This is a genomic window from Variovorax sp. P1_H12_2, assembly GCF_056405335.1.
Genome location: NZ_JBFUCI010000011.1, coordinates 23295 through 37686 on the forward strand (window position 1 = coordinate 23295; position 14392 = coordinate 37686).

General features: G+C 67.5%; 9 protein-coding genes. 3 read left to right on the forward strand and 6 right to left on the reverse strand.

The features are described 5' to 3' along the window. The first annotated feature begins 137 nt into the window (after window positions 1-137). Window positions 138-1841 (forward strand): hypothetical protein, encoded by a 1704-nt coding sequence (locus AC1D2K_RS02645; protein WP_478086095.1) that lies wholly within the window; start codon window positions 138-140, stop codon window positions 1839-1841. Window positions 1842-1868: 27 nt separating this feature from the next. Here AC1D2K_RS02645 and AC1D2K_RS02650 read toward each other — a convergent pair whose 3' ends face one another. Next, a complete protein-coding gene (locus AC1D2K_RS02650) occupies window positions 1869-5351 on the reverse strand; it encodes a patatin-like phospholipase family protein (protein WP_478086097.1) in 3483 nt (1160 codons plus the stop codon). A 161-nt stretch (window positions 5352-5512) separates the two neighbouring features. Between AC1D2K_RS02650 and AC1D2K_RS02655 the strand changes: the two genes are divergently transcribed. Beyond that, entirely contained in the window at window positions 5513-6640 is a 1128-nt protein-coding gene (locus tag AC1D2K_RS02655; RefSeq protein WP_478086099.1) for an MBL fold metallo-hydrolase, read from the forward strand. Between the two features lie 211 nt (window positions 6641-6851). Here the strand turns inward: AC1D2K_RS02655 and AC1D2K_RS02660 are convergent, their stop codons facing one another. Genes AC1D2K_RS02660 through AC1D2K_RS02680 form a run of 5 tightly spaced genes read right to left on the reverse strand, consistent with a single transcriptional unit; the run spans window position 6852 to window position 13301 of the window. Then, window positions 6852-7838 carry a Bug family tripartite tricarboxylate transporter substrate binding protein gene (locus tag AC1D2K_RS02660; RefSeq protein WP_478086101.1) on the reverse strand — a complete coding sequence of 329 codons (987 nt, stop codon included), beginning with the start codon at window positions 7836-7838 and terminating at the stop codon, window positions 6852-6854. 38 nt (window positions 7839-7876) lie between these two features. Then, entirely contained in the window at window positions 7877-10219 is a 2343-nt protein-coding gene (locus AC1D2K_RS02665) for an acyl-CoA dehydrogenase family protein (RefSeq protein ID WP_478086103.1), read from the reverse strand. A 49-nt stretch (window positions 10220-10268) separates the two neighbouring features. Further along, window positions 10269-11042: an enoyl-CoA hydratase/isomerase family protein gene (locus AC1D2K_RS02670; protein WP_478086105.1), complete on the reverse strand. Its 774-nt coding sequence runs from the start codon at window positions 11040-11042 to the stop codon at window positions 10269-10271. Window positions 11043-11087: 45 nt separating this feature from the next. Further along, window positions 11088-12287: a CaiB/BaiF CoA transferase family protein gene (locus AC1D2K_RS02675; protein WP_478086106.1), complete on the reverse strand. Its 1200-nt coding sequence runs from the start codon at window positions 12285-12287 to the stop codon at window positions 11088-11090. Window positions 12288-12326: 39 nt separating this feature from the next. Continuing rightward, window positions 12327-13301 carry a Bug family tripartite tricarboxylate transporter substrate binding protein gene (locus AC1D2K_RS02680; RefSeq protein ID WP_478086108.1) on the reverse strand — a complete coding sequence of 325 codons (975 nt, stop codon included), beginning with the start codon at window positions 13299-13301 and terminating at the stop codon, window positions 12327-12329. Window positions 13302-13512: 211 nt separating this feature from the next. On the opposite strand from AC1D2K_RS02680, the gene AC1D2K_RS02685 reads away from it, so the two are divergent. Then, window positions 13513-14392: LysR family transcriptional regulator (locus AC1D2K_RS02685; RefSeq protein WP_478086109.1), on the forward strand; the 880-nt coding region annotated here is incomplete at its 3' end.

Here is a 14392-nt window from a genome sequence, read left to right on the forward strand (position 1 = left end):
GGGTTCGGTGTGGGTGCACCGCGCGAGAAACGCACTTCGTCGCGGTGCAGCGCAGTATATTTGAAACCGGTTTCAGCACCACATTAGGGATTCCCCCTAGACACCCGCCCTGGACGCCGGCATGCCTACACTGTGGGATGCCGATCACAGACTTGGTGGACACCGAGGCAGAGTTTTCCGGCGCAGTGGCCGCACCCGCCGTGCAGCACCTGCGCCAGACCCTCCTGTGGCCCTTGCGCCTGATGCCGACCGTCCAGCCGCGCCACGCGCATCGCGGCCCCTGGCAGGTGCTGCGAGACCTCGGCGACGCCTCGCCGTGGCGCGAGGAGATCGACGAATACACCGGCGCCAGCGACCGCTTCCACGAGCGCCACTACAACGAGTTCGTGAGCTTCCTGCCCTACGTGCAGCGCTTCCTGTACGGCGACGGCCGCAAGGGCCGCGCGGCCGGCGGCGCCAACGACGGCGACTCGCCGATGCGCGTGTTCCGCCGCAGCGACGTGGCCGCGGTGCGCGTGGTGGGGCGGCCCGGCGACGCGCCGATCACGCTGCAGGTGGTGCACGTCGATCTCTACTTCTTCTTCGACGTCGACGTGGTGATGCTCAACGTCGAGGTCGGCGCCGACCAGCTGAGCCTGGCGCAGGCGCAGGAAATCCTCTACCGCTTCGGCCGTGCCTACCCCGGCGGCTGGGATGCGCAGGGCCAGGCGCTGCACTGCATGAGCAGCGTCGAGTGGCTGGCCGCCGACGGCAGCGTGCTCGCGTGCTCCGACGCGCAGGAGCGCGAGGCCTTCATGTCGCACGTGGCCGAGCATCGCGCGCCGCGGCTGGCCGCGCACTGGGCCTGGCTGATGCGGCCGCTGGTCAGCGACCATTCGGACGAGGCCGGCGCCCTGCGCTTTCGCCAGATCGAGTACTACCGCATGCCGGTGATGGCCTACCTCGCGCTCGACGACCCGCGCCGGCTCTCGCGCAGTGATTTCATCCGGCTGGCGCTGGTGACCGGCGCGGCCGAGCCGGCCACCAGCGCCGGCGGCCCCCTGCCCTACGCCGACGAACTGGTCGAGGACTTCGAGCGGCGCTACTGCTACGACCGCTTCTGGGTCGACGCCGGCGCGGCGCCGCGCACGCGCTACCTGTGCAACGGCCGCGCCCTGGTCGTGATCGGCGACGCCCATGCCGAGTACTTCTGCTGCCGCGACCGCGGCGTGCTGGCGCAATTCCGCCATCAGCACTTCCTGCTGTTCCTGATCGCGCACTTCCAGAAGGCGGCGCTGCTGATGTACTCCGACCGCCTGGTCGAGGCGCTGCGCATGCTCGACGTCCACGACGTCGCCAGCGTCAAGCGCTTCAAGCGCGCGATCCGCGCCAGCTTCGAGGGCTTCCTGCGTTTCACGCACCGCTACTGGTTCCACGAGATCTCGGAGCAGGCGCAGGTGCGCGCGCTGTCGCACCTGTGCGCCACGCACCTCGGGCTCGATCCGCTCTACGACGAAGTCAAGGAGCGGATCGCCGACATGAACACCTACCTCGACGCCGACAGCCTGCGAAGACAGGCGAACACGGTGGTGCGGCTCACGGTGGTCACCCTCTTCGGCCTCATCGGCACCATCACCACCGGCTTCCTCGGCATGAACCTGCTGGCCGAGGCCGAGTCGCCGCTGTGGCGCAAGCTGATCTGGTTCGGCATCGTCTTCGTCTTCACGACCTGGCTCACGGTCTACACGATGGTCAAGTCGAAGCGGCTGTCGGACTTCATCGATGCGCTGTCCGACGAGCGCCACACGCTGCGCACCAAGCTCGGCGTGCTGGCCCGGGTCTGGCGACCCGGTTCGGACTGAGCGCTCACCCGACCCAGGGGCGGAACCTCAGCGGGGCAACCAGACCTCGATCGCGCCGGGGTCCGCCGCGATCGGGCGCGGCAGCAGCTTGATGACCCAGGGCTGCCCGGTCGGCGACGCCGCGGTCTGGATCAGGGCTTGGGCGCAGGCGCGCGAAGACTCCTCGCGGATCACCACGGTCGGCACCGGATGGCCGACCRGCGGCGCGCGTCCGGCGCGGCGCGAGGTGCTCAGCAGGTCCTCGATCGGCGGCACCGACGCGCCCAGCGCACGCCAGGGACCACGCCAGGCACGGGCCTTGTCGCGCAGCCCGGTGCCATAGGTCAGGATGTAGACCACCGCACCGTCGCAGGCGTCCGGGGCGACCGGCGTGGGCACGGGCTGCGGCGCACTCGTGCCGTCGGGCGACGGTGCATAGGTGGGCGGCGGCGCGGCCGCCACCTGCTCGTCGCGGCCTGCCCCCGTGAGCCGGTCGCGCATCCAGACCGCCAGCCGGAACGGAACCGGCAGGATGCCGCTGCAGTTCTGTTTCGAGCCGGTCTGGCCGCTGTAGTCGCGCGCCCAGTAGCGCGGTGCGCACGGCGGCGCCTGCGCAGGCTGCAGGCAGTCGATGCCGTTGCCCGGATCGAGCAAGCGCGCGCAGGCCGGCGAGCGTTGCTCCGCGGCCTCGCTCGCGCAGGCCTGCTTGGCGTCGTCGACCAGGCGCACCGACAGCCGGAACTTGGCCATGAAGTTGTCGCTGCCCTCCCGGCACAGCAGGTCGCCGGTACGCAGCAGCTCGGCCGCCAGCAGGGCCGGCGCATCGCCGCCGCCGCCGCCGGTGCGCAGATGGGCCCAGCGTTCGGTGAGGTCCTTGAAGGCGCTGTTCTCCGACTTCTCCTGGTCGGCGCGCTGCGCGCGCCAGCTGTCGATGCCCTGCCAGGCGGCGACGCCGAAGGTGGCGGCGGTGCCGATGCCGATCGATGCCGTGACCGCGCCGGCCTTGAGCACGCGGGCCTGCAACCGGCTCATCGACCCCACCGCGGCGGCCGCGGCGCTGTCCTTGTCGCTCGCCTTGGCGCCGCGGGCGCTCGAATCCGGCTGGCCGTCGTCGAGCACGAACAGGCCCGGTGCACCGAGCGCCACGTGCTCCAGCAATTCCTCGTCGAGCCGGAAGCCGATCTCCGAGCCGAGGCGGAAGTAGCTCTCCCACTGGGCCTCGTCGAAGAACTGGTCGGTGGTCGGCTGCTGCGGGAACAGCGGATTGGCGGCCTTGAAGTTCACCAGGTCGACCGGGAGCGAGGCCGAGACATTGGGCTTCACCAGCACGATCTGCCCCGTGGCGCCGCTCGCGTAGCGCACCTGCGCGAGCGCCAGGCAGGCCTGGCTGGTCGGCGAGGCCAGGTCGTTGAGCGAGCCGAAGGCACCCAGGTGCGTCCACTCGGCGCCGGGCTGCGGCTTCATGAAGGTGATCTCGGCGTTGAGGTCGATGCGGGCGCGACGGATCAGGATCTCGAGGTCGCAGAAGCGGTAGTCCGGGTCGGCACCGCAGTCGGCGATCACGATCAGCGCGGCCTCCTGACGCAGCAGCGCGTAGGCGCCGGTGTTCTCGAAATGGCCGCCGTCGCTCAGGTACCAGTTGGCCGAGCTGCTGCCCGGAAAGGCGCCGAAGCACTCGAGCAGCAAGAAGCGCGTCTTCATCAACAGCGGGCTCGCATGCACCACCGCGCCGCGCTGCATGATGCCGGCGCCGGCGCTGTTCCACCAGTAGCCCAGCCGCAGGCCCGCGAACACCGACAGCGCCGAGATGCCGCGCTTGGTGAGCCGCCCGAGCCCGGGCGCGAAGGCCGCGCCGGAGATCGCCATCCAGGCGCCCAGCGTGAGCGCGCCGTCGCCGCGGGCCTGGGCCCACCGGGCGCCGCCGGCCTGCATCCAGCCGAGCGGCCCGATGGTCAGCGGCTGGCTCTTGCGGTCGCGGTTGAAGAGCCGATCCTTGGTGCCGTRCGTCTGGTTGATGCAGACGTTCGCCAGGTGCACCGGCCCACCGTGGGCCTGCGGCGCGTAGCGCAGCTGCGAGATGTCGTCGTGCGCGTCGACCTCGCCCACCGGCACCTGCGGGGGCTCCAGCCCCGACATCCTGTCGGTCGGCCGGGCACCGAGCCGCCGCGCATTGGCGGCCCCGAGGTAGCCGCGCACGATGCGCGCCTTGTAGAACATGTGCAGCGACGAGACATTCAGGAAGGCGAAGTTGCGCCCGGTCGCCAAGGCATAGATGCCGATGATCACGGCGATCGTGCCGAGCCAGGCCCAGCCGCGCATGAAATCCAGCCCCGCCGGCGTGAAGACCGGCAGCAGCACCGCCGCATACACGACGCCGATCCACCAGGCCGCGAGGCAGAAGGCCAGCACCAGTCCGAGCAGACTGGCAAGCGTCATCACCAGCGTCTTGCCGATGCCGGGCAGCTCCTGCCGGTGCTGCAGCAGCATCGGCAGCACGCCGCGCAGCACCGCGGCGGCCACCAGCAGCACCGCGCCGTACGAAACCCGCTGCTCCTGGCCCTCGGCGGCCAGCCACCAGGCGCTGCGGTCGAGCAGGCCGAGCATCACGATGAGGAGCGCGGTGTTGAGCACCGAGGCCAGCCGGTCGGTCAGTTCGTTGCGCAGTTGGGCCGGCGACTGCCTGCGGCTGCGGTACAGCACCCACAGCAGGGCCACGACCCAGCAGGCGGCAAACGCCTCGAAAGCCGGCGCCAGCCAGGGCGGGCCGCTGTAGCGCAGCATCAGCGCCGGTGCGACGACGGCAGCGCCGATGCCCAGCGCCAGCCACATCGCCGCCTGCAGCAGCATCGACGAGATGGACAGCCGGTCACGCACCGACCAGTAGGCGCAAGCCAGCACCACCGAGGCGAGGAAGGGCCCGACCAGCGTGAACCACAGCGTCGGCCATCGCGTGGCCCACTCGACCACCAGGCGCATGTACTGCATGGCGTCGAGATCGGTCGTGCGCACCACCGCGTCGGGCGGCACCCGGTTGAGGTCGACCGCGCGGAACACGGCATCCCACAGCAGCAGGTTGGTGGCCGCCAGCACCATGCCGATCAGGCTGGCGGCGATCGCGAGCTCGATGTGGGTGGCCAGCAGGTTGCGCAGATAGAGCGCGGTGGCGAACAGCATGTCGCGCAGGCCACCCGGAATCAGGTAGCGGCCATTGGCGCGCAGCCACCAGCCGAAGCGTGCGCGGTCGACGTCGGCGAGGGCGCGCTCGATCTCGCGCACCTCCTCGGCCGACTGGGCATCGGTGCACAGCCGACCGAACGCTGCGCCGATGTAGCCGCCGCCCGACACGGTCGACATCAGGTCGAACTTGAGCAACTGCCGGCGTGCCGCCAGCGCCTTCAGCAGGCCCAGGCAGAAGGTGGCGCTTCGGATGCCCCCACCCGACAGCGCCAGCCCCCAGGGCCGTCGCCCGTCGTCGGCGCCATGCAGGGCGCGTCGACGCTCGGCGACCAGCTTCTGGATGGTCTCGTCCATTCGGCTCCTCGTCGTTCGATGCAATATTTCATGCACGAGTCGATCGATCAATGGCTCGAACGGCCTATGCCGGAGCACAAGGGCTGCGCGGCTCCTGTTGCGGTGGATTGGTTAAGCTCGCGCCGCCCGGCCCGCCTTCCGCTCCTTCAGGATCACCCCCCATGACGACAGCGCCCCCCGACACCCTGCCCACAGCGCAACCGCACCGACTGCGGCGCCTGTGTGCGGGCCTCGCGACGGCGGCGTGCACGCTGCTGGCCGCCTGCACGACCAGCGGCGTTTGCGAAAGCCCCTATGTCCGGTCGCCGCAGTTCAAGGGCTGCGGCTTCCAGAACCCGCCGAACCCGGATGCCCTCCCCTCGGCCAGCGGCTGGAAGATCTGGTCGCGATTCCTGTTCGAACGCAAGATCGACACCGTGCCGACCGATCCGATTCCGGTGCAGGCCCTCGACAGCGCGATGCTGCAAGCGCTGGACCCGCAGACCATCCACCTGGTCCGGCTGGGGCATTCATCGCACCTGGTCAAGTTGCAGGGCAAGTTCTGGCTGATCGATCCGGTGTTCAGCGAGCGCGCCTCGCCCTTCCAGTGGCTGGGACCGCGGCGCTTCCACAAGCCACCGATCGCACTCGAGCAGCTGCCGCCGATCGACGGGCTGATCCTCTCGCACGACCACTACGACCACCTCGACACCGCGACCATCGAGTACCTGGCGCAACGGGTGCAGCGCTACTTCGTGCCGCTGGGTGTCAAGGCCCGGCTGGTCGAGCTCGGCGTGCCGGCCGACCGCATCACCGAGCTGGACTGGTGGCAGAACGCGCAGTACGACGGCGTCCAGCTCACCGCCACGCCGGCGCAGCATTTCTCGGGCCGCACCCTGAACGATCGCGACCGCACGCTGTGGGCGTCGTGGGTGGTCCAGAGCGGCGGCCAGCGCATCTTCTACAGCGGCGACTCGGGCTACTTCAAGGGCTTCCGCGATATCGGCGAACGCTTCGGCGGCTTCGACCTGGCGATGCTGGAGAACGGCGCCTACGACGCCTACTGGCCCTCGGTCCACATGACGCCCGAGGAGAGCGTGCAGGCCTTCGAGGACCTGCGCGGCAAGGTGCTCTACTCGGTGCACAACAGCACCTTCGACCTTGCATTCCACACCTGGCACGACCCGCTGGACCGCATCGCCGACCTGTCGGAGGGCAGGAAGATCGAGCTCGCCACGCCGGTGATCGGCGAGGTGCTGACGATCGGCCAGCCGCGCACCAACCTGCGCTGGTGGGCCGGACTGAAGTAGCGGCCCTGGGTGGGCCCGACAGCCAGCGGCCGAGCGCAAGCCTCGCGAGGCCGCTCACCACCGCGATCTCGAGTCCCATGAATCCGGTTTCCATACGCGACTCCCTTACAGCACGCGCACGATCACACGGAGCGCGTCTTCGAGGTAGGCAGCTTTGCGTGCAATCGATCGACGTCGGCGCGCCATTGTCTTCGGGGCTCTGCAAGTCGATTCAGTCCAGGCTCAGGTTGGATGCCCTGATGGTTTCCGCCCAGCGCGCGCGTTCCGCCGTGACAAAGGAGGCGAATTCTGCTTGTGACTGCCCGCCTGGGAAACCGCCGAGTTGCTTGATTTGCGCGATCAGGTCGCGATCGCGCATCACCGCGTCAAGGTTTTTCTGCAGCTTTCCGACAATCTCCGGCGGCGTCTTGGCCCCCACGAAGATGCCGATCCAGGCCGTCGACAGGAAATTGTCGACGCCGGCTTGCGCCATGGTCGGCACCTCCGGCAGGCTGGGCACGCGCTGGCTGGCGGTCACGGCCAGCGGGCGCAGCTTGCCTGCCTGGATATGCGGCAAGGCCTGCGTCAGATTGTCGAACTGGAAACTTGTTTCGCCGGCCAGCAAGGCCGTCGTCGCCGGCGTGGATCCGCGGTAGGGAACATGGATGGCATCCGTTGCGGTGCGCATCTTGAAGAGCTCGCCGGTGAGATGGCTTGTTTGCCCAATGCCGGCGGAGCCGAAGGACAGCTTCCCTGGCTGCATCTTCATTTGCGCCATCAGCTCGGCCACGCTCCTGATCGAGGATTGCGCGTTGACGACCAGGACATTGGGGAATGAAATGACATCGGTCATCGCAATCAGATCTTCCGGCTTGTAGGGAAGGCTCTTGTAGGCGCTGTAGTTGATGGCCTGGGGACCGACATTGCCGCTCAGCAGCGTGTATCCGTCTGCTGGCGCCTGCAGTGCTGCCTGCGTGCCGATGATGCCGCCCGCGCCGGAACGGTTGTCGACCACGACGGGTTGACCGAGGCGGGCGCTGAGTTTTTGCGCAAACAGCCGCATCGGAACGTCGATGGTGCCGCCCGCCGCACCCGGCACGATGAGGGTCAGCGGCCGGCCGGGCCAGGTGGCAGCGGGCTGCGCTGACGCGGCCGAGGAAATGACCATAGCAAGCATGAGCGCCAGTGGCCCGATCGAACGGTGTGTCGGCATGTTCATGGTTCTTCCTTTGTCCGTTTCCTGGCTGATTGAGGGTCTCACGCCCCGGGCTGGCGCCTGGCGGCAACGAAGCGCCCGAGGTGCGTGGCTGCATTGCCAAGCAATGCGTCGTTGGCCATCAGGCGCTTGCTGTAGTGGCTGATGGGTGTCTCGTCCTGCAGCCCGATGGCCCCGTGGAGTTGCAGCACATCGAGTGCGATGGCGCGGCCGGCCTGGCCGACGAGGTACTTGGCGGCGCTGACGCGTCGCGTGCGCTCGGATGGCGGCACCTCGCTCCAACCCGCCACGGCCTGTATCACCAGAATTCGCGCGGCGCTCCAGGCGCGGTAGAGATCGACCACGCGGTGCTGCAGGGCCTGCTGGTCCGACAGCGCGCGGCCGAATTGCTGGCGCGTGCGCAGGTGTTCGACCGTGAGGGCCAGCGAGCGTCGCATGACCCCGGCGCTCTCGGCGCACAGGGCCACGGTGGCCAGCTCCTGCGCCTCGCCGAGCAGTGCCTCGGCGTGGCCTGGGCCGGCAAGCAGCGCGTCTGCGGGTAGCTCGACACCATGCAGGCGCAAATCCGCCGCGCCGCGTCCATCGTGAAGCTGATAACTGCGCCGGATCATGCCTGCGGCATCGCCGGGAACGTCGAACAGCGCCAGGCCGCCGCTGGCCAGGCTCGCCGCCACGAACAGATGCTGCGCCTGGCCACCCCCCATCACCAGCCTATGGGTCCCGTTCAGATGCCAGCGCGCGCCTTCCTGGCGCGCCGCCATGGCGTCAGGGTGGCTATCGCCCCCGCCATGGGCAACTGCGCAGCGCGCCTCGCCGCTCGCCAGCGCGGCCCGCTGGTGCGCGCGTGCCTCGCCTGCCTCGGCGCCGAGCAGGATCTGCGTGCCAAGAACCGCGCTCCAGAGCACCGGCTCGACCACCAGGGCATCCCCAAGCGCCTCCATCAGAGGCATGAGATCGGGCACCGTGCCGCCCAGGCCGCCGTCCTGCTCGGGCATCAGCAGGCCGGTCAGGCCGAGCGCGGCCAGCGCGTTCCAGCCGGCCAGGTCGAAGCCCTCATGGGCGCTCACGATCTGCCGCCTGCGCTCGAAGCCGTAGTGCTTGCTGAGCCAGCGTCCCAGGGATGCGGACATGGCTGCCTGCTGCTCGTCCAGATGCCCATCGCGCGGATGATCGATCTCGGTCTGGCCGCTGAAAATTGCCTTCGCCATGATCTGGCGCTGGATCTCGGAAGAGCCGCCGGCCAGGGTGATGCCGCGGTAGCGCCAGAAGTGCAGCGGGAAGTTTTCCGAATGCGTGCTGGAAAACGGCTGGGCATGGGGCAGGCCGTCGATCGCGAGCGGGTCAAGGGGAAGCGCCTCGGTGCCGAGCAAGTCCATCCGGAACAGATGCAGGTCCTGCAGCAGCAAGTTGCCATCGAGCTTGAGCCGCGAGGCCTCCAGTTCCGGGCTGCCGCCTTGTTCGGCCAGCCGCACGGCCGGCCACCAGGCGGCTTCGAGTGCACGCACACGAATGTCCAGTTCGGCGTGGCGGCGCGCCAGCAACGCGTCCTCGATCTGCGCCAGGGGGGCGGTGTCCCGCCCGCTGGCGAGGCCGGCCAGGCTGGCCAGCTCCGCCTTGCAGTCACCCACGCGGGCCAGGAACAGGCGCTCGATCACCAGTAGTCCCTTGGCAATGGTCCAGCCACCGTGCTCGGCGCCCACCAGATGAGCCGCCGGCACCCGCACGTCATCGAAGAACATCTGGACGTGGAAGTGCGAGCCGTTGATGAAGCGAATCGGACGCACCGTCACGCCCGGCGCGCGCAAGTCCATCAACAGCACCGAAATGCCCTCCTGCTTGCGCTGAGCCGCCGGGTCGGTGCGCACCAGCACCAGCGCCCAATTGGCCCACTGGCCCAGGGTTTGCCAGATCTTGCTGCCATTGACGATCCAGGCATCCCCGTCGCGCCGTGCCACGGTGCGCAGCGCCGCCAGGTCGGAGCCGGCGTCGGGCTCGGAATAGCCTTGCGCCCAGAAGTCTTCGAACGACAGCATGCCGGGCAGCCAGCGCCGGCACTGCTCGGGCGTTCCGTAGCGCATCAGGGTGGGGCCGATCGTGTCGATGCCGAGGTTGTCGTAGCGCGGCGCATCGCTGGCCGCCAGCTCTTCCCGAAAGATGGCCTGTTGCATCAGCGACCAGCCAGGGCCGCCATGCGCTCGCGGCCAGCCGGGGGCGGCCCAGCCTCGCTCATACAGGATGCCCTGCCAGCGTGCGGCCTGCTCGCGCGTCACGAGGCAATGGGCGCGCGTGGCGGCGCGGATATCGGCCGGGACGGCGTCGCGAAGAAAATCGCGAACCTCGATGCGGAAGGGATCGAGGTGATCGGCGCTGGAATCGGGTGGCACGGTCAATCCCCCGACGCGATGGAAGTCGCGTTCATTGCGCGGCTGAGGCTCACCCGACGGACCACCTCGGCTTGCGCTTCTCCACGAAGGCCGCGACCCCTTCCTTGGCGTCATCCGTCGCGGCGATATTGCCAAAGCACTCCACGGCACTCGCGACGCCACGTCGATAGTCGCTGTCGTTGGCGCGCATGAAAGCAGCGCGTCCCATCCGCATGACCTTGGGCGATTTCTCGCACAGCGTGCGAGCCAGCCGCCTGGCTTCGTTCATGACCTCGGCCTCCGGAACGATTCGGCTGACCAGGCCAAGCTCCCTGGCCTCGGCGGCCTCGAAGGAACGGCCAGTGAACAGGAGATCGAAGGCCCGATGGCGCCCAACGATGCGCGGCAGGTGCGTGTAGTGAATGGCCGGGACCATGCCTACGTCGATCTCGGGATAGCCGAAGGTCGCCGTATCGGCGGCCACGATCATGTCGCACGAGATGGCCAGGGTCATGCCGCCTCCGCGCGCTGTCCCCTGCACCGCGGCGATCGACGGTTTGCCCAGATTGAACTGGACATCGCAAAGGCCGACATACAGCTTTTCGACCAGGGCATAGAGCTGGCCGGACGAGGCACCGTGCACGGCATCCAGCCTCAGGCCGGCAGAAAATCGACCCGGCACGGCGCTGCCCAGAATCACTGCGCGAACCGACTCATCTTCGGCCGCCCGCCGCATCGATCGGAGCAGGTCATCGAGCATCGCCTCGCTGATTGCGTTGACTGGCGCACTGTCGAGCAGTATCTCGGCGATCTGGTCGCGAATCTCGAAACGGACTTGGGACATTGGGGCCTCCTGGATGGGGTCACGAGCCGAACGTCGGCCGATTTTTCAGGTTGCGACAGCATCGGCGACAACGCCGGCTGCCTTGAATTGACTGATCGCCTCCGGCGCATAGCCGGCCTGCAGCAGGATCTCGTCGGTGTGCTGCCCCAGCAAGGGTGGCGCGCTGCGTGCCTCGCGCCCGGCGCCGCGAAAGCGAACCGGCAAACCCATGTTCCTCACCTTGCCCAGCACCGGATGGTCCGACTCCACGATGAGTTGGCGCGCCTCCACTTGGGGGTGGTCAAGTGCCTGGTCCAAGGTGTGGATGGGGGAACATGGCACGCCGGCAGCACGCAGGGCATCCAGCCAGGACGCCACCGTCCGCGTCCCCATCGCCGCCTGCACCAATTCGACGGTCATCGCAAAATTCTCCACCCGCGCCGCGTTGGTTGCGAACCTCGGGTCATCGACTCGGTGCTGCAGGCCGGCGACGGCGCAGAAGCGCCGCCACTGCCCATCGTTGCCGATCCCCAGCATGATCGGGCCATCGACCGCATCGAATGCCTGGTAAGGCGACATGGCAGGGTGGCCCGTTCCCATCCGTTTCGGTATCCGACCGGTACGCCAGTAGTTTTGCGCCATGTAGCCCATGAAACCCAGCGCCGTGTCGAGCAGCGAGACTTCCAGGTAGACGCCGGCGCCGGTCTTGCTTCGTTCCATCAGCGCGGCAAGGATGCCGCTGAAGGCATGCATGCCGGTGCCGATGTCGACCGGCGAGAAGCTCGCCCGCGCCAACGCCCCTTCCGGATCGCCCATGCTGCTGATCATGCCGCTGAAGGCCTGAAGCATGACGTCGTAACCGGGTTCGTTGCCCATCGGCCCGCTGCGCCCGTAGCCCGAGATCTCGCAATAGACCATCGACGGGTTGAGGGCGCTCAGTGTTTCGTAGTCGACACCCAACTTGGCAGCCGTGCCGCCGCCAAACCCCTGCAGAACGACATCCGACTGCTTCGCCAGGGCTTGAACGATCATCCGACCTTCGGGCAACTTCAGGTCCACCGCGAGACTGCGCTTGTTGTGATTGACTGAGAGGAAGGTCGCCGATTGACCCTGGTCCTGCGGCAGCCAGGCGCGGGTGTCATCGCCCACGCCCACCGGCTCGACCTTCGTGACGTCGGCGCCAAGTTCGCCCAGATATTGGCCGCAAAGCGGGCCGGCCAAGACCTTGCTCAAATCCAGAACGCGAATTCCCTTTAGCGGAAGCATCTCTTTGACTTTCTCCGTGAGATTGGGCGACGCACTGAGCTATTCGGCCTTGATGTCCATGGTGCGGGCGACCACGGACCATCGCTCGGCATCCTGGTTCACGAAGTCCTGCAACTCGGCTGGATTGATGATCAATGACTCGGCGCCTCGCGCCGTCAAGCTTTGGATGTACCCGGGATCCGCCAGCGCCTTGGCCATCGCTTGCCGCAGATGGGCGACAACGTCGGGCGGGGTCTTGGCCGATACCTGCAGGGCTAGCCAGTACTTGAGATCCAGGCTCGGATAGCCGGCTTCCTTCAGGGTGGGAACATCTGGCAGCAGCGGCGCCCGAGCCGCAGAGGTAATGGCCAGTCCTTTGAGCTTGCCGCCCTGGATCTGACCGACACAGGTCGTCATGCTGTCGAACAGGAAGTCGACCTGTCCGGCCATGACATCGGTGCTGGCCGGCGCACTGCCCTTGTAGGGGACCGCAACCGCGGCGAAACCGGCCACCTTCTGCAGAACCGCACCGTAGATATGCGGCGAACTCCCGGGCCCAAAAGTGGCGAAGGACAAGTTGTTTGGATGTTCCTTGCCGAGCCGGACCAGATCACCAAGCGTGCTCACACCGAGTTTGGTCGGATGGACCACCAGGACGTTGGGCACCACGGCGCCAATTCCGACCGCCAGGAAATCGCGCTTTGGATGGAATCTCGCGGTCGGGTACATCAGGGGATTCACGGCCTGCATGCCAACGGTGTTCAGCAGCAGCGTATGGCCGTCTGCTTCCGCATCCAGGACGATCTGCGCCCCGAGGTTGCCGCTGGCGCCCGGCTTGTTCTCGACTACGACGGTCTGACCGAGCACCTTCGCCAACGGAATCGCAACCTGGCGCGCCACAAAATCGCCCGGCCCGCCGGCGGCGAAAGGAACGACGATCTTGAGGATGCGGGACGACCCGCTCTGCGCAAAGCTCGGTCGGATCAACAGCGCTGCCGATGCACCGAGAACGACCTCGCGGCGTCTGTGGTTCATGCGTGTCCCCGTCAAAGGTCTGCGGCTGGCATCGAGATTGGTGCCCGCCCAGACTCTTGAAGAGCACTATCTGCCGTCCGACGGGATAAGTCGAAGACTAGATATTGATGGTCGATATAATATTTTTCATATGCCTTGAGCGATCGCAACGAGAGGCGACGCGCCACCTCTCCCGAGTCGCCCTTTCCACTGTCACCTCGGACACTTGATCATGGCAATTGACGTACGTGGATTCCGATGTCTTGTCGCCGTCGCGTCGGCGGGCTCGATATCCCGAGCAGCGGAGTCGTTGCACGTCGCCCAACCCGCTCTCAGTCTCCACATCAAGAATATCGAGCGGGATCTCGGCGTCGCGCTCTTTGATCGGACCCCAAAGGGTGTCGTCCCCACAGCCGCCGGCACGCGCTTTCTGAGCCATGCAAGGGATATCCTCAAGCGCATCGATCTCGCTTGCGAAGACGTTGGCGACTTCGTGGCGGAGCCCGCGGGCCGCGTTGCGATCGGACTGCCTCAGTCGATGGCAAAGATCGTGACACTTCCTCTCGTGCGGGAAACGACCAGCCGGTGGCCGAAGATCCAGTTGCAGATCATTGAACTCAGCACCGGCTATATCCCGGAGCGCCTGATGACCGCGCATCTGGACATCGGTCTGGTCTTTCAGTCCGACGCCAACGATGCGCTCCAGTTCGAACACCTGGTCGACGAAGAACTGGTGCTGGTGGCCGCGCCCGGCCTGCTCACGAAGGCGCACAACGGCCGTCTGGGCCGGCTGAAGGAAATCCCCCTTGCAGACCTGGGCCGCTACCCGATGATCTTGCCCGCCAGCGTGCACAGCCTGCGGTCATTGATTGACAGGCATCTGGATTCCCATCGCGTCGTGCTGAACATGCTGGCCGAGGTCAATGCCATCCCGCAGCTCATCGAGCTTGCAGCTGCCGGCGTTTGCTGTTCGATACTTTCCTACGCGTCGGTACGCGACGAGCTGCGAAGCGGCTTGCTCTCCGGCGCGCGCATCGTGGAACCCGGGATTTCCCGGCCGGTATTCCTTTGCCGATCGGCAACTTCGCCACTTTCGATGGCGGCCTCCACCG

Coding starts and splice junctions, on each gene's coding strand:
- AC1D2K_RS02645 (WP_478086095.1), top strand. CDS start 138: ATGCCGATCACAGACTTGGTGGACACCGAGGCAGAGTTTTCCGGCGCA.
- AC1D2K_RS02655 (WP_478086099.1), top strand. CDS start 5,513: ATGACGACAGCGCCCCCCGACACCCTGCCCACAGCGCAACCGCACCGA.
- AC1D2K_RS02660 (WP_478086101.1), bottom strand. CDS start 7,838: ATGAACATGCCGACACACCGTTCGATCGGGCCACTGGCGCTCATGCTT.
- AC1D2K_RS02670 (WP_478086105.1), bottom strand. CDS start 11,042: ATGTCCCAAGTCCGTTTCGAGATTCGCGACCAGATCGCCGAGATACTG.
- AC1D2K_RS02675 (WP_478086106.1), bottom strand. CDS start 12,287: ATGCTTCCGCTAAAGGGAATTCGCGTTCTGGATTTGAGCAAGGTCTTG.
- AC1D2K_RS02680 (WP_478086108.1), bottom strand. CDS start 13,301: ATGAACCACAGACGCCGCGAGGTCGTTCTCGGTGCATCGGCAGCGCTG.